The following is a 19,714-nucleotide window of genomic DNA, read 5'->3' as shown; positions in this document are numbered from 1 at the left end:
GACGAGGAAATTGGGCTACATAGCGGAATTGCGTGAGGTTGTCGGGACGCGCCCTTTAATAATGGCCGGCGCTTGCGTGCTGGTGTTCGACGAGAGAGGACGGCTGCTGCTGCAAAGACGCTCGGACAGCGGAGATTGGGGAACGATCGGAGGGGCGCTGGAGCCCGGCGAATCGCTGGAGGAAGCGGCAGCCCGGGAGCTATGGGAAGAGACGGGGCTGACGGCCAGGAGGTTTCGGCTGATCGATTTGTTTTCCGGCAGAGACATGTATTACTGCTATCCTCATGGCGACGAGGTCTACAACGTTATGGCCGTGTACGAGGCTATCGGAGCCGAAGGGACGCCGCAGGTGAATGATCAAGAAGGTTTGGAGCTGGGCTATTTTGATCCGGAAGCGCCGATCGAGGAGTTGAACCCGTTTACGGGACGGGTGCTTGCTAAGTTGGGCTATTTGGTTCATGCCAAGCGGAAGGAGGCATAGTCTTCATGGTCATGTACGTAGAAATGTGTATAATGAGGACATCGAGCGCAAGGAAGGATGAGAAAATGCTGGCGGTAACCGAGTACAGCGTGGAATTGATAAAGGACCCTTTTCGGATTTTGTCGGGAAAGCGTTACGAGTTCGTCATCGAGCTGGATCTCGACGAGGAAGACGATCTGTATTCCGCGAACGGAATCGAAATCAAGGCCGTCTACAAGGTGGACGGAGAGCAGGGAAGCGTCGTAAGCTACGGACTGTATGAGAAAGCTGCGGGACGTTACATCGATGCCGAACTGGAGGACGAAGAAGAGGCGGCGCTGGCCGATTTCTGCAAGGCGCATTATTCGGAGGGCGACGAATAATCGAGACAGCTCAGAGCAGCAAATTTCCCACATTTCAACCGGGGTTTGCTGCCTTTTTTTGTTTCAAATTTAAGGTTGTGTTCGCGTAGACGCGAACTGACGGAACGGTTAAGATCGAAGCATGCGCACAGAAATTGGAAAATGGGAGGGCGGAGACACTGTCGTTCGTAATTCGACTGAAGTGGTTTTTCAAGGAAAGATGGGGCAGCTACACTCTGGCTATCGGTTTAATGACGCTGGTCAGCTTGCTCTCGATGATTCCTCCCCGGTTGATCGGGAACGAGATCGACGTGATGGAGAAGGGGGCGCTCACCGCCGCGGAGCTGAGCCGGACGGTTTTGATTCTTGCGGGCCTTTCGTTGCTCACGTATGTCTTCGTCTATATATGGATAACTAACTTATTTGGCAATTCCGTGCTGATCGAGAAGCTGCTTCGTTCAAGGCTGCTCAAGCATCTGACCCGAATGCGCCCTTCGTTCTTCCAGCGCCGCAGTACGGGACAACTGATGGCATTGGCGACCAACGATGTGTCCGCGATCGGACAGACGGCCGGGTACGGCGTTATGACGCTTGTGAACACCCTGGTCGGTATATCGGTCGTCGTCATAATGATGCTTAGCTTTATCAGCGCCAAGCTGATGCTTGCCGCATTGATTCCGCTGCCGCTGCTTGTCGTAGTCATCAGCAAGCTTGGGGGCGTCGTTCGAGGAAGATTCATGGCGGCTCAGGAATCGTTCGGCCGTATGAACGACCACGTTTTGGAAGCGATTTCCGGCATTCGCGTTATCCGTTCCTATGTTCAGGAGAAGGACGACTTGCAGGCCTTCGATCGGTTGACGAGCGACGTCATGGACAAAAACCGCAGAGTAGCGATATTGAACGCGCTATTCCATCCCTTAATCTCTATCATCGTGGGCGCAAGCTTTGCGATCGGGATCGGCTATGGTTCTTATCTCGTGTTCCAAAGCGAAATCTCGTTTGGCCAGCTTGTGACCTTTAATATTTATCTGGGAATGCTGATCTGGCCGATGATCTCTTTCGGCGAGTTCATTAATGTGCTGCAGAGAGGCAGCGCTTCGGCGGGGCGGCTGGACGAAGTGCTGGCCGAGAAAGCCGACGTGCAGGATGCGGAGGCGCCGGTAGAGCCGGCGATTCCGGAATCGATCGAAATGAAGGCGCTGTCGTTTACGTATCCGTCCGCAAATGTACCTAGTCTGGTCGACGTCACCGTGCGACTGAATCGCGGGCAGACGCTGGGGATCGTCGGCAAAACCGGCAGCGGCAAGAGCACCCTGCTGAAGCAGCTTCTGCGGCAGTACCCCTTATCCGCCGGCATGCTGTTCGTGTCGGACGTCCCGGCGGAAAACATCGCGATAGAGCGAATGAAGATGTGGATGGCGTACGTGCCGCAAGAGCACCTGCTGCTCTCCAAGACGATTCGCGACAATATCGCGCTTGGCAAGCCGGACGCTACGGCGGAGGAGATCGATCGGGCGGTCGAGATGGCGTCCTTCACCGGCGATGTCGCCCAGCTGCCGCAAGGGCTGGAGACGCTGATCGGCGAGAACGGCGTCATGCTGTCCGGGGGCCAGAAGCAGCGGCTCTCGATCGCCCGAGCGCTGCTCGTCGACGCGGAGGTGCTGCTGCTGGACGACTCCTTGTCGGCAGTGGACGCAAGGACGGAGAGCCGCATTGTGGCCAACATCCGTCGCGAGCGCGCCGGCAAGACGACGTTGATTACGACGCATCGCCTGTCCGCCGTCAGCCATGCCGACTGGATCGTTGTGCTGGACGAAGGGCGCGTCAAGGAAGAGGGCACTCACGAGCAATTAATGCTGTTGGGCGGATGGTACAGACAGCAGTGGGACCGCCAACAGATGGAAGCCGGCTTGGAAGAATAAATCGAATCCATCAGGATCGGAGGCTTGTATGAATTCCCAACGATCAACGGGGAGCAGGCTGCTCTCTTATGCGCTCGTCTACAAATATCGAATTATCGGCGCATTGGCGATTCTGCTTTGCTCTGTAGGAGCGGAGCTTGCCGGGCCGTTCATTGTCAAGACGATCATAGACGGGCATTTGTCTCCGCCGACGGGAGATATCGGTCCCGTACTGGTTTTACTCGCCTTTTACATCGGCTTGGTGTCGCTGTCAGGCGTATTGAACTTCTCGCAGTCTTACTTGCTGCAGGCTACGGCGCTTCGAATTATCAAAAATATGAGAATGGACGTTATGCGTCACATCCAGCGTATCCCTCTTCGCTATTTCGATAATACGCCGGCGGGACAGATCGTCTCGCGAGTAGCCAACGACACGGAGGCGATCCGGGAGCTGTTCATGAGCTTTATGGCGACTTTCGTCGTCAGCTTTGCTCATCTGCTTGGGATATACATCGCTCTCTTCATTTTGGATGTGGAGCTTGCTCTATACACGTTGGCACTTCCGCCAATATTTGCGGTCATTATGTACTTTCATTTGAAGTATTCCAAGAAATACGTCGCGATCATGCGCGCTAGACTCAGCGATATGAACGCAATGATCAACGAGTCGATCCTCGTCATGCCGATCCTACAGGCTTTCCGTCGGGAGAAGGCGACGCTGGAGGAGTTTGAGCGACTGAACGAGGACCGTTACGTCGCGCAGGTGAAGCAGTTCCGGATCTTCTCCCTCTCTTCGCGGAATATCGTCGGAACGATCGGCAGCTTGGTTACCGCGTTCGTCATCTGGCATTTCGGCAATCTGTCGATCGCCGGCGCCGCGTTGTCCTTTGGCGTGCTGTACGCGTTTATTGACTACCTGGGACGTATCTTCAATCCGATTATCGGGATATTCGATCAGCTTATGAACGCGCAACGGGCATTCGTCTCCGCGGACAAAGTGTTTGCCATCCTAGATATGGAAGGCAGAGAGGTCGAGGAGGCTTCGGGGGCCGTTAAGCCTAAAGGAGAGGTGAAGTTCGAGAACGTCACTTTCGCCTATAACGACGACGATCACGTGCTGAAGAACATTTCTTTCACTGCCCGCCAGGGGGAGACGGTTGCGCTCGTCGGCCATACGGGATCGGGCAAAAGCTCGATCATCAATCTGCTGCTGGGCTTCTATGAGCCGGGTTTGGGCCGAATTACAATCGACGACGTCGACATTACGACGCTGTCCAAGCAGCAGCTTCGCAAGCATATGGGCATCGTGCTGCAGGATCCGTACCTGTTTGCGGGGGATATCAAGTTCAACGTGAGCCTTTATAATAAGGAGATATCGCTGGAGCAGGTCAAGCGGGCGTTGGCCGACGTCGGCGCGGCCCCGTTCGTCGAGCAGCTTCCGCGCGGATACGACGAACCCGTCGTCGAGCGGGGAAGCACGTTGTCGTCGGGGCAGCGGCAATTAATCTCTTTTGCTCGGGCGCTGGCGTTCGACCCGTCTATCTTGATCCTCGACGAAGCGACGGCAAGCATCGATAGCGAGACGGAAGGCCTGATCCAACGGGCGCTCAAAGTCGTTAGCGAAGGCCGGACGACGCTCGTCATCGCTCATCGACTGTCCACCATCCGCGAAGCCAGCCAAATTCTCGTGCTGCACCGCGGCGAGATCGTCGAACGCGGCAACCACGACGAGCTAATGGCGCTCCGCGGCCGCTACTTCAAAATGTACCAGCTTCAGACGGGGGAGAAAGCTTCGTTGGTTATCTAGTTGGCCGGGGTAGCTGCATTCGCGAAAAGGAACATATTGAAGTGGAATAATCGTCTGTGGACCTTTTGAAAAATAGTGTGATTATTGACTGATGTGATAGAATTTGATTCTATAAGGACATAAGCGTGTGAAGCACACCGCTCTAGTACCCGAATGGGGGCTGGGGCGGTTATTTTTTTATAAAGGAGTGAATGAGGGATGGAGAAGCCCTTCGAAACGGAATACCTATCGTGGATAGAGCGACATATTCATGAAAGTCGTGGAGAGCGTCAACGGAGAATCAAGGAGCGTCACGGATTTGGGGAGAAACTATTTTTAGAGCAAGCGTGGTGGCCTGTCGTAGGAAGCCTGGATGGTCTATATCCCGAATATGAGTTTGTTGATACGCATGGGAAATATATCTATATGGATTATGGATATATCCATGATCCTAGACCAACCTGCATTGAATGTGATGGATTTGGTTCGCATGCTCGCGATATCGACAGAAATACGTTTACAAGGGGACTGGACAGGCAGAACGAGATCGCCTTGGCTAGCTGGAATATCTTGCGATTCTCCGTTGATAAGTTAAAAGAAGACCCGGCAGACTGCCAAAGATGTATCCGAAGAATGATGGAGGAGTGGTACAGGCAAGAGCGAGAAGGTTTACTTGAACTTCCGTTGTATCAGCGGGAAATCGTCCGCCTTGCTGCCCGTTCGGTAAATCCGATTACTGTGGAGATGGCATGCGACAGTCTAGGGAAAAAGGAGAAGTTTGTGAGAAAAGAGGTGAAGGAGTTGAGCGAGAAACAGATTCTAGAGGGAGTTTCGGGAACAAGGCGTATTAGTGCTTACCGTCTAACTCCGAAAGGCCGGTTACTTTAGATAAAGGGATACCCATTAAGGGAAGCTCCGTCTAACGGTCTGACAGACCGTAACGAGGAGGAAAAGGCGGTTGGCGGGTTGTCTAACGGTCTGACAGACCGTAACGAGGAGGAAAAGGTGGTTGGCGGGTCATCTTACGGTCTGACAGACCGTAATGAGGGGGAAAAGGCGGTTGGCGGGTTGTCTAACGGTCTGACAGACCGTAACGAGGGGGAAAAGGCGGTTGGCGGGTTGTCTAACGGTCTGACAGACCGTAACGAGGAGGAAAAGGCGGTTGGCGGGTTGTCTAACGGTCTGACAGACCGTAATGAGGAGGAAAAGGCCATGAGAACAAGTGGTGGCGGGTCTAATAACACCCGAGAATGAAACCAATTGTGCCAGGCAAGCTAAAGAATGGTACACTAGAGGTGGAGTACCCATTTTTGGCGCTAGCCTAGGAGGGAATACGAAGCATGAACGCATTTGAATGGTATAATCCGACCAAGCTGGTCTTCGGAGCGGACAAAGTCGGGCAGTTGGGGGAATTGATTGAACCCTACGGAAAGCGGATCTTGCTCGTATACGGCGGAGGGAGCATCAAGAAAACCGGGCTGTACGACGACGTGATGTTCCAGCTAAGGAATATCGACGCTACGGTCCACGAGCTTTCCGGAATCGAACCGAATCCGCGTCTCTCTACGGTAAACCGCGGCATCGATATCTGCCGAACCGAGGGCATCGAATTCATCTTGGCGGTCGGCGGCGGAAGCGTGCTGGACGCATCGAAGGCGATTGCGGCGGGCGCCGTGTACAAAGGCGATGTGTGGGATTTTACGATCCGCAAAGCGATCATTCAAGATGCGCTGCCGCTTGGAACCGTGCTTACCCTCGCGGCTACAGGCTCGGAAATGAACGGCAACGCCGTCATTACCAATTGGGAGACTAAGCAGAAGAGGGGACTCGGCAGCAAGCTGGTTTATCCCCGATTTTCGATATTGGATCCAAAGCTGACCTATACCGTCCCTCGCGATCAGACGGTGAACGGAATAGTCGATATGATGTCGCACGTGTTCGAGCAATATTTTACGCTGACGACCGACATTCCGCTTCAAGAGCGGTTTGCGGAATCCGTTCTGCTGACCGTCATCGAGAACGGGGAGAAAGCGCTGGAGGACGGCACCGATTACGATGCTCGGGCAAATCTGCTGCTTGCGGGTACATATGCGCTCAACGGTACGCTGCCTAACGGGGTGACGACGGACTGGGCGACGCATGGCATCGAGCATGAAGTGAGCGCCATCTACGACATTGCGCACGGAGCGGGACTGGCAATTCTATTCCCGAACTGGATGAAGTATGTGTACAAGGAACGGATAAGCAAATTCGTGCAGTATGCGGTGCGAGTCTGGCAGGTCGATCCGACCGGCAAGAGCGACGACGAGATTGCGCTTGAAGGCATCGCGGCGACGAGGGCGTACTTTACGCGAATCGGAGCCCCGGCAACGCTTGGCGAAGTCGGCATTAACGACGAGCATCTGGAACGAATGGCGGAAGAAGCGACCCAGTTTGGACCGATCGGCTCGTTTATGCTGCTGTCGCAGGACGACGTTTTGAATATTTTGAAAGCCAGTCTGTAGATCGAATACAGAGCGGCGCGATAAGCTCTATTTGCGAGAGGCTGCCCGATTCCGTCGGAGCAGCCTTTTGTTATAGGCGCTGCCTGCCTCATAAACGGCGCATCCTCTGGAAATCCTATCCTGAACAGCAGCGTTTCAGGAGGGAATCATGGGATTTATCAGAAGGATGCTCACTAACAATCGAAAAGAAAGCAAGTCTCCGCCAGGAGTAACGAGAAGAGCGCCTTCTCATGGAAGACGCGCGATGGGCGATATTGCCGCCAATGTAGAATACATCCGCAATGCTTTATTCCATACAGACGATCTTCAAGAGCGTTCGTTCGAGCAGGCGGCCCGGCCCGCGCTCCTCGTCTACTTAAGCTCGGTTTGCGATCTCGCGAAAATTCATGAAGCGATCTTAAAGCCTTTGCTCAGCTCGGAGGATAAGGATCCCGAACGTATCATACCCGCAGCCGATATGCGCAGACTAACGGATCTGGAGTCGGGGATCGAGCTGTTGCTGCGGGGCTACTCTCTTCTTTTCCGTCACGAACGGGAAGAGTTTTACGCGATCGAGACGGCGGTAATCGTGCAACGTTCCGTGGACGAGCCCACCAACGAAAAAGCCGTCCAAGGCGCGCACAACGGCTTCATCGAAAGCCTTCATGTCAACTTGCAGCTGGTTCGCAGGCAGATCGGCAGCCGCAACCTGGTCGTGCGGCGGTATTCGCTGGGCAATATGACGAAAACCGAGGCTTCCCTCGTCTATTTGAACGATCTTGCCGATCCAGAAATAGTCGAGGATATCGATCAAAGGTTGAGAGCCATCGACGCGGACAATCTGATGAACGGTTACTTGGTGCTGGAGTATATCGAGGATCGTTCCTTTTCTCCCTTCCCGCAAATTCTACAGACGGAACGTCCCGATCGCGTCGCGGCCAATCTGCTTGAAGGGCGCGTCGCCCTTTTGATGGAGGGAACTTCCGCGGCATTGCTAATGCCCTCAAGCTTCTTTGTATTTTATCAGTCTCCAGACGATTATAATAGCCGCTCGCTAGCCGGCTCTTTTATCCGACTGCTTAGGATATTCAGTTTTTTCATCGCGATTACCTTGCCGGCTTTTTATATTGCCGTCGTTTCTTTCCATTACGAGGTTATCCCGATGGAACTGTTTTATCAAATCAAGGGGAGCGTCGAAAGGATCCCGTATCCTCCCATCCTCGAGGCGCTTTTCATGGAGCTGACGATCGAGCTGCTCCGAGAAGCGAGCATAAGACTGCCGACTCCGGTCAGCCAGTCAATCGGTATCGTCGGCGGACTCGTCATCGGCGACGCGGTTGTGCGCGTTGGCCTGGTTTCTTATCCGATGATTATCGTCGTAGCCCTCACGGCGATAGCCTCGTTTGTCGTGCCGTCGCACGAGATGAGCTATTCCGTGCGTCTGTTGCGCTTTCCGGTCATGATCGCAGCCTCGATGTTCGGGTTTATCGGCATTGCTCTTTGTCTGACGGCCATATTTGTGCATCTGTGCAAGCTAAAATCCTTCGGTACTCCCTATTTTGCGCCAGTCGCTCCTTTCCGCATCCTGGACTGGAAAGACGCGCTTGTCCGGCTGCCTTTCTGGAAGCTCAACGAACGACCGAACGATCCTCGTCCCCAGAAGCTGGTTCAAGAGCGTGAATCTAAGGAGGGCAAGGGACATGATCGCGAATAAAGAGAAGATAACCCCGGGCCAGCTTATGGTTCTTATTATTCAAACCCAGTTCGGAGTCGGAGTACTGTTTCTCCCGTCGACAGTGGAGGCAAAGGCTCTTAACGATGCATGGTTAGCTGTAATTTTAGGAGGAGTTGTAGCGGCGGCGCTTCTCCTGGTAATTTGGGCATTGGCCAGGAGATTTCCCGGAATGTTTTTTTTCGAGTATCTGCCGCTGCTGACGGGCAAGCCACTAGGCAAAATCATCAATGTCGCTTACTCGGTCATGTTTATTGCGGAATGCGGACTGATTCTCGCTCAGTTTGCCGATGTCGTTCGGGACTGGATTTTTAGCAGCACCCCCACCTGGATGATTTTAGGTTTGATTCTTGCGATTTCCGTATACATGGCAGTGGAGAATTTACGATTCATCACCCGTTTTTTGGTACTGACGTTTATTCTTATTTTCGTTCTGATCTTGATTGCGTTGTATGCCTATAGAGAAGCGGAGTGGTTGTACGCATTACCTATCGGGAAAACGGGCTTCCTTAATATTTTGGAGGGTTCGGCGTTGTCGATGAACTCCTTTTATGGATTCGAGATTTTGCTGTTCGCCTTTCCGTTCGTGCAGGGAAGCAGCAAATCGGTGCTGAAGGCCGGGATGTACGCCAATTTATTTTCCACGGTTGTCTATGCATTCCTGGTATTTACCTGCGTGCTCGTCTTTACCCCGTTAGAGCTGAAGCTGATTCCCCAACCGATTCTTTATATGGTCAAAGCGCTCTCGTTTACCGTGTTCGAGCGGGCAGATCTTTATTTTCTGGCTATATGGACGGTGGTTGTCCTAACTACAGTGATGGCCTACCTGTATATGGCGGCCAAGTCGGTGTCCTCCTTGTTCGGAAAATCCCGGCATGCCGGGACGGTTCCCGTTGTGGCAGCAATGATTTGGATTCTGGCCATCTATCCGCATGACCAGGATATGATCGACTTGATGCAGAGGATCGTCTCCGCGCTGACCACGCTGACCTTGGTCGTGCTGCCGACACTGCTTCTGGGAATATCCTATATTCGAAAGATCGAGCGGAAGGAGCAAGTGCAGAAGGGATGAGACACGCGATCAGGGCGGCCGCATTGATATTCCTAGCCCTTGCGGCGAGCGGCTGCTGGGACCAGCAGCTGTTGAAGGACGAGCGGAATATTAGCATCGGAGGCATCGATACTGCTTCGAAAGGATTGATTAGGGCAACGGTATCGATCAGGGACATTCTCGTCTCCGAATCGGGAAGCAAAGATACGAGCGAGGTTCATTCCGTGGTGGCGAGAAGCACGGACCATGCCCGTGAGCTGCTGGATGAAGAGGTATCGGGCCAATATTCTTCGGCAAAAATGCGCGTGTTGCTGCTTGGCGAGGGGATGGTTCGGACTCGCGATATTATGCCGTATTTGGACGTATATTACCGCGATCCAAGAAGTCCATTAAATGCACGCGTTGCGGTCGCTCAAGGCAAAGCGCAGGACTTTATCCAGGTCAAAATGATCGGACCGAAAACGATCGGTCTTCATGTCGACGATCTGTTGAAAAGTTTGGAGCTTCAATCACAAGTTCCTCGCGTTACGATTCAGACGCTTCATCCGCTCGACAGGGGCTTCGATTTTTCCTTGCCTTATTTGAAATTGAAGGAAGGGGTTCCCAAGGTTGAAGGAATTGCCCTGTTCAATGGTGTGCACATGACGGGTAAGCTTAATTTGGATCGTTCAAAGGTTTATATGCTTCTCGCCGGAGAGAAGAGTAAGAACCTGCGTCTAACGCTGAAGATACAAGACGACGACAAGGACGAAGGATACAACTACACGACCATTGATATCTTGAAAGCGAGAAGAAAACTGAAAATCCATGTCGACAAAGGAGGGCGTCCCAGAGTCGCGTTAAATGTTAAGCTTAGAGTGAGCGTCATAGAAGACCCGAGCAATCACTTATATAAAAAAGAGGTGTTGCACAATTTGGAGAAGACGTTGATCGAACGGTTGACGAAGGAAGCCGATTCGGTTGTCGCGACAATGCAGGAGGCTCGGCACGACGGGTTTGGCATCGCCCGGAGGATTATGTCCTTTTATCCGAATCTATGGCGGAAGCTAGATTGGAAGGAGGTTTATCCCAGTATTCCGTTTGATGTCAGCGTATCGCTGGACGTAATCAATACCGGCATTATACGCTAACAGAACGCCGAAAAAAATCGGGATAAATCGCAGTTTCTCGAATATATAGGAAGGAAAGGAAACGACCGAAGAAGAACTATTCATAGTTGCGGATTCGGCGCAGCCTTTCCCCCAAACGTGTATGCGTTTACAAATCGAGAATAGCGGAGGTTGTTGTTGCCTATGCGGCAAAGATTTGTGAATACCCCGATAATGTATGCTTTCGGAATGCTGGCGATGATGATACCGAGCCAGGCGTTCAGTACGTTTTACAGCTATTATTATGTGGATACGCTTGGCCTCGGCCTGGGTCTGGCAACGCTGGCCCGTACGATTTATCTGATCTGGGATGCGGTTAACCAGCCTCTCTTTGGTTACTGGTCCGACCGGACGAAATCCAAGTATGGTCGCCGGCGGCCGTGGATTTTTGTAGCGATTCCGTTATTCATGCTGTCGTTTATCATGGTGTTTTCTCCTCCGGAAAACATGTCCGAGATGGGGTTGTTTACGTGGTTTCTGATCGCGCTCATATTTTACGAGGCGGTGGCGACCGTAATCTGGGTGAACTACGGCGCGTTGTTTGCGGAATTGTTCCGAGGCGACCGAGTTCGCGCCAAGGCGTCCGCCGTTCAACAAGGGTTCCAGATCGTTGCGCTGCTCATCGGTACGGCCCTGACGCCTTTTCTGTTTAATGCGATGGGTTTCAGCAATATGGCGATTGTGTATGCGGTGGCGTTTGCGGTGTTTATGCTCATCTGTTTGCGATTCGTTAAGGAGGATCCGGAAGCAAGCGCTGCGCCGCAGCCCAAGCTGAAGGAGGCATTTAAGGAAACGCTCAGCAACAAGCCGTTTTGGCTGATCAACCTGGCCAACTCGTTCGCACAGACCGTCAACGGCCTGCTTAGCGCTACGATTCCTTTTTACGCCAAGTACGTATTGAAAATTCCCGAAGAACAGAATACGATTTTGCTGGCTTCCGTCTTCGTGTCCGTCATTCCTCTCGTCGGCGTCTGGTACTGGCTCTTGCGTCGGATGGACCCGGTCAAAGGCTGGAGGCTGTCGTTTATCGCCTATGCGCTGTCCGTCATTCCGCTCTGGTTCGGAACGGGCTTGATCAACGGCGTGATCGCAGGAGTGATCGTCGGCTTCGGGTTGGCCGGCTTCCTGGTCTCGCCCCCGATGGTCAACAGCAACATTATCGACATGGACGCGGAAAAAACGGGCAGCAGGCGGGAAGGCATCTATACGGCGGTCAGCGGCTTTATTATTCGTTCGAGCGGCTTGATTTCGGCACTGGCCTTCTTGATCGTCGGCGTTATTTTCGGCTACGAGAGCGGGGACAATCCCGGGCCAAATCCGGAGAAAACCTTCCGCTATCTGATTAGCGTCGTTCCGCTAATTCTGCTTACGGTATCAATTATCATTTCGTACTTCGTGAAAATAGAGAGGAAAACAGAGAATGCGTCCTAAGTATCTCATCGTTAACTGCGACGATTTTGGGCAAAGCAAGCCGATGAATGCAGCTATCATGCACTTGCTTGAGGAGCGTCGAGTGTCCTCGGCGACGATCATGACGCCGGCTCCCGGCTTCGTCGAGGCGGCGGAGTGGTGTAGGCGCAGAGGGCAGACCAACGTCGGGCTGCATTTGACGCTGACTAGCGAATTCGATGCCGTCAGATGGCCCAGTCTGACCGGATACGCTTCGCTTCATGACGAAAGCGGCCATATGCACAAGACGATCGAAGAGTTCGAGCGCCATGCCGACACGGAAGCCGTGCTGAAGGAACTGAACGCCCAGTACGAGAAAGCGATCAGTCACGGCATCGTGCTCAGCCATGCGGACAATCACATGGGCAGCCTATACGGCATCGGAACCGGAAGAAGCCACATTCCGCATGCGCTTAAGCTGTGCGCCAAGTGGAAGCTGCCCTTCCGTCTCTTCCGCAAAGTCTATCCGGGCGACCCGCTGCTGTCTGGAATTCCGGGAGTCGAGCGGGCGGTTGCTCAAGCTTCGGCTTTGGCCGGGGTGCTCGGCGTAGCGATTCCCGATTATTTGCTGTCGCATCCGTTCCATTTGCGGGAGGGGGAAACCTACGAGCGGTTCAAGGAGGAACTGATCGGCAAGCTCTACGACTTGCCTGAAGGAATCAGCGAAACGTATATTCATCCCGCGGCGGAGGATGAATACATGCAGAAGAACGTGCCGAATTGGGAGAAAAGGGTATGGGAATACCGGCTTATGCTGGACGATGATTTCGCTTATGCGCTTCGCGACGCGGGGGTGACGCTCACCGACTACTCGTATATTCGCAAGCACGGCCGAGCTTCGAGAATCGGTTCGGCGTTCGCGCTCGCTCGGGAGTTGTTGAGGAAGTAGGGTTTGCCGCAAGAGGACGGAATCTTCGCTGGGCAGCCCGGCGGGAAAAGCTGAAAGCGAGCGGGAACGCATAAGTTTTCCAAGGGAAGGACACTGTAGGAGGGTTGAAGCCATTCGACCGTTCACAGGGGAATTCTAAGGAGATGAAATGCGATGTTCACACGGACATGGAGACAAAAAGGAAGATTAGTGGCGCTTGTGGTGCTGCTGCTCTTGTCGCTGCAACCGGCACTTGCGGCGGCCAGTCCGAAAAATGCGTTAAAAGCGGCGTTCGTACGAGAAGGAAGCTTATGGCTCAAGAGCGGCGAAAACGGGGAACGGCGGCTCCTTCAAGGACCGGAGATTCGTTATCCGAAGTGGTCGTTCGATGGGGAATGGATCGCTTATCTGCAGGGAGGGGAAAAGCCGGAGCTGAGATTGCTGCATGTGTCTACAGGCCAGCACCGCCTCGTGGCGGCGGGAGCAGGAGAAGATTTCAGTTGGTCCCCCGTACGCAATGAACTGGCTTATCGTCTGGACGAGAAGCTGTATACGATTCGGGCGGACAAGCCGGACGCGCCGAGGGAAACGGCAGCAGGCATCGGCAGCTTTTCCTGGCTGCCCGACGGCAAGGGCTTCATTGCTTCTACAGCGGCTCGCATGGTGAATGAAAAATGGGAGCGCGTGCGTATTCTGAACATTCCGCTGGCGGGACAAGTCCAAACTCTGTACACGCTGCCGGAGATGTCCGATCAGTTTTTCGCGGTCGGGACAAGCGGATTCAAATATTCGCCATCCGGCAAATGGATTGCGTTCCTGGCCAAGCCGACCGCTTCCCTGTCGGCAGACGGCAATTATCTATGCCTGTTGTCCGCCGACGGCGCCAGCTTCTATCAGATCGATGAGATGCTGAACCATGCGGATTGGTTTCGGTGGGCCGATCGTAGCGACACGTTAGCCTTTATTTCCGGGGTCGGCCGGGAAGCTTACAGCAACAAGGTTCTGCGGACCCTGCGCATTCCTGCGAACGGCAAGCCGAAGACGCATACGCCGAAGGGATACGCCGATCGGGGCTTCGCCTGGGAGGAGGACGGACGTCTTGCGGTATCCAGAGCCAAGGAGTACAGTGGTGAAGGTACGGATCGGCCGTTGCCCAGACTGGTCGAAGTACGGCTGCAAAGCAACAAGTCTGTTGGAATGACGGAGCCTCCGCAAGGCTTTGGGGATTTCTCTCCGCAATTTTTCCCGCGTGAACAGAGCCTGGTCTGGGTGCGGACCAATGGGAAGCAGGCGGATGTCCTGACTGCGGGGAAAACCGGGAAGCCGTCCTCCGTCTGGATCAAAAACCTGGACTTGGGGACAGATTACTACGGATATTGGAATTGGGACGAAGTGTTGGCCTTACACGGCTGACGAATGTGGGCCTTGCGAGGCGAGGTCATTTAGTTTAGGCATCAAGAAAAAGAGCAAGGGTTATCTGTGAAGATAGCCCGCTCTTTTTTTTGTGACTTGGCGCAGATGAGGGCAATGGATTGGATTTTTGAATGCAATAAGTATACGATAGATTCATTCAGCCTGTATGCGGACGGTTGTCCGCATACTACGAGAGTCGAGGGAGATCTTTATGATTACTACTATCATCGTTCTGGCGATCGTTGCGATCGCGGGATATATTCTTGTTCGCTCTTATCCCCCGCTAGGCGGAAAAGCCTCTTCAAGTAGCCGACAGCGGATCGATACTTCGCCGCAAAGCAAGGCAGGCAAGTTTGTAAACCAAATCCCGACGTCGATGAATATGGACTTTCGAGGCACTGTGAAGGTGCTTGTCGACATGGTGAGAGGAAACCCGCAAAGCCGGCCGCAAGGCTCACTGGAGACGGAGAAGCTGTCGCCGGAACGTCTGCGGTCCGACGAGGGAGCGACGGTAACTTGGTTCGGGCATTCCGCCGTGCTGCTGCGGCTCGACGGCAAAACGATTTTTCTGGATCCGATGCTGGGACGCGCCCCTTCACCGGTTCCGATGATCGGCGGCAAACGCTACAGCAAACGTCTGCCTATCGAGATCGACCAGCTTCCGTCGATAGATGCGGTAATCATCTCGCATGACCATTACGATCATTTGGACTACGGCACGATTAGAAAGCTGCACGGCAAGGTTCGTCGTTTTATCGTGCCGCTTGGCGTAGCCGCCCATCTGGAGCGATGGGGCGTCGATGCGTCGACAATTACGGAGCACGACTGGTGGAACGAGCTGGAGTACGAAGGGCTGAAGCTCATATGCGCTCCCGCACGGCATTTTTCCGGGAGGAACGTGGGCAACCGTAATTCTACGCTATGGTGCTCCTGGGTCATCGCGGGGAAGCAGGCAAAGGTGTATTTTAGCGGGGATAGCGGATATGGGCCTCATTTCAAAGAAATCGGAGAGCGTTTCGGTCCGTTCGATTTGACGCTAATGGAATGCGGCCAATACGATCTGCGGTGGGCTAACATTCACATGCTGCCTGAGGAGACGGTTCAAGCTCATCTCGACGTCCGCGGCCAAACGATGATTCCAATCCACTGGGGTGCGTTTACCTTGGCTTTGCATGCCTGGACCGATCCTGTCGAGCGAGCGGCGAAGGCGGCCAGAGAACGCGGTGCAGCCGTCGCCACTCCGAAGATTGGTCAAGTCATGCGCATCGGCGCGAAGGAATTCCCTGCGGCAGTCTGGTGGAGGCCGGAAACGGTGTAACGAGGTTTCGATTTGTACGCCTTCGCGGCAAGAACATACGTGATACAATGGGGACGAGTATTCGATTGCGAACGGGGAGAGGTTCGGATGCAGCCATTTACGAAGCGTGTCGTCGATATTATTCGCAGCATTCCCGAAGGGCGCGTTATGACTTACGGGCAGGTGGCGGAATGCGCCGGGAGCCGAAGAGCGGCAAGGCAGGTTGTGCGCATTCTTCATTCCTTGAGCGAGAAGCACAGGCTTCCGTGGCATAGGGTCTTGAACTCCAAAGGAGAGATTGCGATCCAGGAGGGCGATGGGCGATATATGCAGCAGCTCTACTTGGAAAACGAAGGGGTCGAGATCGGCTTGAACGGCTTGATCGATCTGGAGCAGTATCGGCATGTTCCGGAGGCGGACGAGAAGGCAGGAGAGTCGGAGTAAGGAGACGTTGGTACAAAGAGAGATAGGCTGTCCCATAAGTAAAGTTGCTTGAGATGATCGATATCATACAATCTTTGGTCTTGGATGATTTATACGGTTTTTCCCACAAACGTTCGTCATTTGAACCTGAGCAGAGCAGCTTTGTGCGATTTTTCGATCAAATGTTCTCTGTTTAAGCCTGATTTGAGCTGCGTTGTACGATATTTCGACTAACTTCCCTCCGCGTAAACTTTTGTGTACAAATAGATCCCCAGTAAAGTTTAATTCCCATAAAAATGGAAACGTTGTGGGCTGATTATAGCGTGGAGGCTGCCTCATACGCTCCTGAAATTACCTTGTCACGGGTTTCCCCATTCGGATTTCAGGGGCGTATAGCAACGGAAGGAGGCGCATCCTCCTATCACTTTGAAGCGCTAATGGGGGCAGCCCCTTTTTTGCTGTGCGATTAACGCTCGGAACGCTGCTCGAACAGCTTGGCGATCTCGACAATGACGTTTACGGCCTTGATCATCGTATCGACGGAGACGTATTCGAAGCGTCCGTGATAGTTTTCGCCGCCAGTAAAGATGTTCGGAGTGGGCAGTCCCATATAGCTGAGCTGAGAACCGTCCGTTCCTCCGCGGATTGGCTGGACGAGCGGCTCAATGCCAAGGTTGACCATCGCTTGATGGGCAATGTCGACGATCTCGCGAACCGGCTCGATTTTCTCGCGCATGTTGAAGTACTGATCCTTGATTTCAAGCGATACTCGCTCCGCTCCGTACTTCTTCCTCATTTCCTCCGCGATAGCTGCGAGCAGTTCTTTCCGTCCTTCAAATCGGGCGCGATCGAAGTCCCGGATCAAATAATTCAGCTTCGTCTCTTCCACGTCCCCGTTAATGGAGATCAGATGGAAGAAGCCCTCATAGTCCTCCGTGTGCTCAGGCGCCTCTTGGACGGGCAGACGGCTGTGGATCTCCATCGCGATTTTGGCGGAGTTGACCATTTTGCCTTTGGCCGTTCCGGGGTGAACGATGGTGCCTGTGCACGTAATGCGGGCGCTCGCGGCGTTAAAGCTCTCATATTGCAGCTCTCCAAGCGGGCCTCCATCCATCGTATAGGCGAATTGCGCATCGAAGGCCGCAACGTCGAAACGGTGAGGGCCGCGGCCGATCTCCTCGTCGGGGGTAAATACGACCCGAATACGGCCGTGCTTGATCTCCGGATGCTTGATCAAATAAGCCATCGCGGTCATGATTTCGGTTATGCCCGCCTTGTCGTCGGCGCCAAGCAGCGTCGTGCCGTCAGTCGTAATCAACGTCTGTCCCTTGTATTCCGTCAACTCAGGGAAATCGCGAGGGGAGAGAACGATGTTCTGCTCCGCGTTCAGGATGATATCCCCGCCGTCGTAGTTTTCGACAAGCTGCGGTTTAACGTTCTTGCCCGTAAAATCGGTCGCTGTATCGAGGTGCGCCAGAAAACCGATCGTCGGCACATCCTTATCCGTATTGGAGGGAAGAGTGGCCATGACGTAGCCGTTGTCGTCGATCGTCACGTCCTGCATGCCGATCTCCTTAAGTTCCTCTGCCAGCATTCGTCCCAGCGTCAGCTGGCCATCGGTCGTCGGGCAGGTTGTCCTGTTTTCATCCGATTGCGTATCTACCTGGGCGTAGGTTTTGAAGCGGGTAATGATTTCATTTTTCACGTTTGATCTCAACTCCTTGCAGTTATTGTACCAAAGTTCCGCCCAACTGCGAAACAAGCCTGGGACCGCGGTGCGCAGGCTGTCCAGGCTTTGCCGCCTTGCAGGATATGGACTAAGCTCTGATTCTTTGCAAATAATCTGCAAGAAGACGAACGCCGAAGCCAGTCGCACCGACGGTCTCATAGCCGCGATCGGACGGGGCTTGGACGGTATTGGCCATATCGATATGAGCCCATCTAACGCCTTCCCCGATGAACCGCCGCAGGAACAGAGCCGCCGCTCCAGCTCCGCCGTAGGAGCTGGAGCTGATGTTGTTCAGATCGGCGTAGTCGCTGCGCAGCAGCTCCTCGTCATCGTCGATCAGCGGCATCGGCCATACCCGGTCTCCGCACGTTTCGCCGCAGTCGCGCAGCGCTTCCGTTATAGAGGGATCGCCCCATACGCCGGAGACTCGCAGCCCGAGCGCGTGGCCGACGCTGCCCGTCAGCGTTGCGATATCCATGATCTCGGCTGCGCCAAGCCGCTGTGCGTGCAGCAAAGCGTCGGCCAGAATCAGCCGCCCCTCGGCGTCCGTGTTGCCGACCTGAACGGTCAGGTCGTTCGGATAGCGAACGATGGAGGAGGGGAGCAGAGCGCCCGACCCCGGCACGTTGTCCGCGACGGCGATTAGCGCGGCGACGTTGACCGCCGCTCCGCTGCGCGCCAGCAGATCGAGCGCTCCGGCGACGGCGCAGGCTCCGCCCATGTCGAAGCGGGCTTCGCTCAGATCGCGCCCCGTTTTTACGTTCATGCCGCCCATATCGAATGTCATCCCTTTGCCGACCAGCGCGACCAGGGGTTGGGACGGATCGGAGGCGTAGATCAGTTCGACGAGAGCGGGGGCATGGCGGCTGCCCTGGCTGACGGCCAGAAGTCCGTTCATGCCATGCGCAGCCAAATCATTCCCGCGATAGACTCGCACATGAACGTCCGGCAGATCCGCAAAACGCTGTTGAATTTCGTCCACAAGCCGCTCTGGAGTCATCACATTGGCAGGCTCGTTGCACCAATCTCGGGCAAGCATTGTGCTTTCTGCGCGATGCTGCGCCTTTTTGACCCACTCGATCGCAGCATCGCGAGTCGACGGGTCAACCAGAAGCCGCAGCGAAGAGGCCGCGCTTTTTCTCCCGGTCTCCTTCTTATAGGCATCGAACCTATAGCTGCCCAGCATCCAGCCTTCCAACCACGCCTGTACGCCGACTTCCGCGCCCAGACCGTCCATCGCCGGACCGAGATCGACCGCCGAGGTCTTGTAGCCTTCGCGGCCGACGGCCCGAGCGGCGCTTCCGGCCGCCCGCCGCAGCCGCTCGGCATTGAGGGCGTGCGCAGAGCCTAGCCCGACGATCGCCGCGTGACGTTGTCCGGGAGCTCCGTACAGCAGACTTGTTCGCCCCAAAGCGGCTGCGGAAGGAGTCGGCTCGACGTTAAGTCCGGGGATCCTCTCTTGGCCGCCTTCGAAGGCGAGATGGAGAATGACCTCCGACGACAAGGCCGGGCTTGAACTCGAACCCGTTCCGGGACGCGAATCGGACTCTGAGCCTGCCCCCGGCCCTTCCGCCGAAAGCTCATCCAGCCTTTCCACAATGTCGATCCTCAT

Annotated in this window: 16 protein-coding genes; 14 read left to right on the top strand and 2 right to left on the bottom strand. The window is 54.4% G+C overall.

From position 1 onward, the window contains the following. Positions 1–10 precede the first annotated feature (10 nt). The 14 genes from J4772_RS34500 to J4772_RS34435 all read left to right on the top strand — a co-directional run bounded on the left by J4772_RS34500 (position 11) and on the right by J4772_RS34435 (position 16,394). Complete coding sequence (locus J4772_RS34500) at positions 11–481, top strand: NUDIX hydrolase (RefSeq protein ID WP_116064808.1); 471 nt, start codon at positions 11–13, stop codon at positions 479–481. A gap of 5 nt (positions 482–486) precedes the next feature. Further along, positions 487–843 (top strand): DUF6509 family protein, encoded by a 357-nt coding sequence (locus J4772_RS34495; RefSeq protein ID WP_342772526.1) that lies wholly within the window; start codon positions 487–489, stop codon positions 841–843. A gap of 158 nt (positions 844–1,001) precedes the next feature. After that, on the top strand, positions 1,002–2,744 hold the full coding sequence (locus tag J4772_RS34490) for an ABC transporter ATP-binding protein (RefSeq protein ID WP_209077619.1): 1,743 nt from the start codon (positions 1,002–1,004) through the stop codon (positions 2,742–2,744). 28 nt (positions 2,745–2,772) lie between these two features. Then, on the top strand, positions 2,773–4,530 hold the full coding sequence (locus J4772_RS34485) for an ABC transporter ATP-binding protein (RefSeq protein WP_209073327.1): 1,758 nt from the start codon (positions 2,773–2,775) through the stop codon (positions 4,528–4,530). Positions 4,531–4,728: 198 nt separating this feature from the next. Further along, positions 4,729–5,397 (top strand): hypothetical protein, encoded by a 669-nt coding sequence (locus tag J4772_RS34480; RefSeq protein ID WP_209073326.1) that lies wholly within the window; start codon positions 4,729–4,731, stop codon positions 5,395–5,397. 452 nt (positions 5,398–5,849) lie between these two features. Next, on the top strand, positions 5,850–7,013 hold the full coding sequence (locus J4772_RS34475) for an iron-containing alcohol dehydrogenase (RefSeq protein ID WP_209073325.1): 1,164 nt from the start codon (positions 5,850–5,852) through the stop codon (positions 7,011–7,013). Positions 7,014–7,161: 148 nt separating this feature from the next. After that, positions 7,162–8,706, top strand: coding sequence for a spore germination protein (locus J4772_RS34470; protein WP_209073324.1), 1,545 nt, complete (start codon positions 7,162–7,164; stop codon positions 8,704–8,706). Further along, positions 8,693–9,796, top strand: a complete 1,104-nt coding sequence (locus J4772_RS34465) for a GerAB/ArcD/ProY family transporter (protein WP_209073323.1) — start codon at positions 8,693–8,695, stop codon at positions 9,794–9,796. Before J4772_RS34470 ends, J4772_RS34465 begins: the two co-directional genes overlap by 14 nt. Next, a complete protein-coding gene (locus J4772_RS34460) occupies positions 9,793–10,905 on the top strand; it encodes a Ger(x)C family spore germination protein (RefSeq protein ID WP_209073322.1) in 1,113 nt (370 codons plus the stop codon). The genes J4772_RS34465 and J4772_RS34460 overlap by 4 nt, the downstream gene beginning before the upstream one ends. Before the next feature lie 162 nt (positions 10,906–11,067). Next, on the top strand, positions 11,068–12,354 hold the full coding sequence (locus J4772_RS34455) for an MFS transporter (protein ID WP_209073321.1): 1,287 nt from the start codon (positions 11,068–11,070) through the stop codon (positions 12,352–12,354). Continuing rightward, positions 12,344–13,261, top strand: a complete 918-nt coding sequence (locus J4772_RS34450) for a polysaccharide deacetylase family protein (protein ID WP_209073320.1) — start codon at positions 12,344–12,346, stop codon at positions 13,259–13,261. Before J4772_RS34455 ends, J4772_RS34450 begins: the two co-directional genes overlap by 11 nt. Before the next feature lie 153 nt (positions 13,262–13,414). After that, the gene (locus J4772_RS34445; RefSeq protein ID WP_209073319.1) at positions 13,415–14,653 is read left to right on the top strand and encodes a hypothetical protein; all 1,239 of its coding nucleotides are present in this window, start codon (positions 13,415–13,417) and stop codon (positions 14,651–14,653) included. 211 nt (positions 14,654–14,864) lie between these two features. Continuing rightward, a complete protein-coding gene (locus J4772_RS34440) occupies positions 14,865–15,971 on the top strand; it encodes an MBL fold metallo-hydrolase (RefSeq protein ID WP_209073318.1) in 1,107 nt (368 codons plus the stop codon). An 87-nt stretch (positions 15,972–16,058) separates the two neighbouring features. Beyond that, entirely contained in the window at positions 16,059–16,394 is a 336-nt protein-coding gene (locus J4772_RS34435) for an MGMT family protein (RefSeq protein ID WP_209073317.1), read from the top strand. A gap of 445 nt (positions 16,395–16,839) precedes the next feature. On the opposite strand, the gene pepT is transcribed toward J4772_RS34435, so the two are convergent. Continuing rightward, on the bottom strand, positions 16,840–18,078 hold the full coding sequence (gene pepT / locus J4772_RS34430) for a peptidase T (RefSeq protein WP_209073316.1): 1,239 nt from the start codon (positions 18,076–18,078) through the stop codon (positions 16,840–16,842). Between the two features lie 112 nt (positions 18,079–18,190). Then, positions 18,191–19,714, bottom strand: a complete 1,524-nt coding sequence (locus J4772_RS34425; RefSeq protein ID WP_209073315.1) for a leucyl aminopeptidase family protein — start codon at positions 19,712–19,714, stop codon at positions 18,191–18,193.

It is taken from the genome of Cohnella sp. LGH, from assembly GCF_017671885.1.
Lineage (GTDB): Bacteria > Bacillota > Bacilli > Paenibacillales > Paenibacillaceae > Cohnella > Cohnella phaseoli.
The sequence above is the reverse complement of the archived record's forward strand: the minus strand, read 5'-3'. Positions and strand labels throughout refer to the sequence as shown.

What these genes read in the sequence shown, in the direction of transcription:
- J4772_RS34495 (WP_342772526.1), top strand. Translation starts at nt 487, where the DNA reads ATGGTCATGTACGTAGAAATGTGTATAATGAGGACATCGAGCGCAAGG.
- J4772_RS34485 (WP_209073327.1), top strand. Translation starts at nt 2,773, where the DNA reads ATGAATTCCCAACGATCAACGGGGAGCAGGCTGCTCTCTTATGCGCTC.
- J4772_RS34480 (WP_209073326.1), top strand. Translation starts at nt 4,729, where the DNA reads ATGGAGAAGCCCTTCGAAACGGAATACCTATCGTGGATAGAGCGACAT.
- J4772_RS34475 (WP_209073325.1), top strand. Translation starts at nt 5,850, where the DNA reads ATGAACGCATTTGAATGGTATAATCCGACCAAGCTGGTCTTCGGAGCG.
- J4772_RS34470 (WP_209073324.1), top strand. Translation starts at nt 7,162, where the DNA reads ATGGGATTTATCAGAAGGATGCTCACTAACAATCGAAAAGAAAGCAAG.
- J4772_RS34465 (WP_209073323.1), top strand. Translation starts at nt 8,693, where the DNA reads ATGATCGCGAATAAAGAGAAGATAACCCCGGGCCAGCTTATGGTTCTT.
- J4772_RS34460 (WP_209073322.1), top strand. Translation starts at nt 9,793, where the DNA reads ATGAGACACGCGATCAGGGCGGCCGCATTGATATTCCTAGCCCTTGCG.
- J4772_RS34455 (WP_209073321.1), top strand. Translation starts at nt 11,068, where the DNA reads ATGCGGCAAAGATTTGTGAATACCCCGATAATGTATGCTTTCGGAATG.
- J4772_RS34450 (WP_209073320.1), top strand. Translation starts at nt 12,344, where the DNA reads ATGCGTCCTAAGTATCTCATCGTTAACTGCGACGATTTTGGGCAAAGC.
- J4772_RS34445 (WP_209073319.1), top strand. Translation starts at nt 13,415, where the DNA reads ATGTTCACACGGACATGGAGACAAAAAGGAAGATTAGTGGCGCTTGTG.
- J4772_RS34440 (WP_209073318.1), top strand. Translation starts at nt 14,865, where the DNA reads ATGATTACTACTATCATCGTTCTGGCGATCGTTGCGATCGCGGGATAT.
- J4772_RS34435 (WP_209073317.1), top strand. Translation starts at nt 16,059, where the DNA reads ATGCAGCCATTTACGAAGCGTGTCGTCGATATTATTCGCAGCATTCCC.
- J4772_RS34425 (WP_209073315.1), bottom strand. Translation starts at nt 19,714, where the DNA reads ATGAGGATCGACATTGTGGAAAGGCTGGATGAGCTTTCGGCGGAAGGG.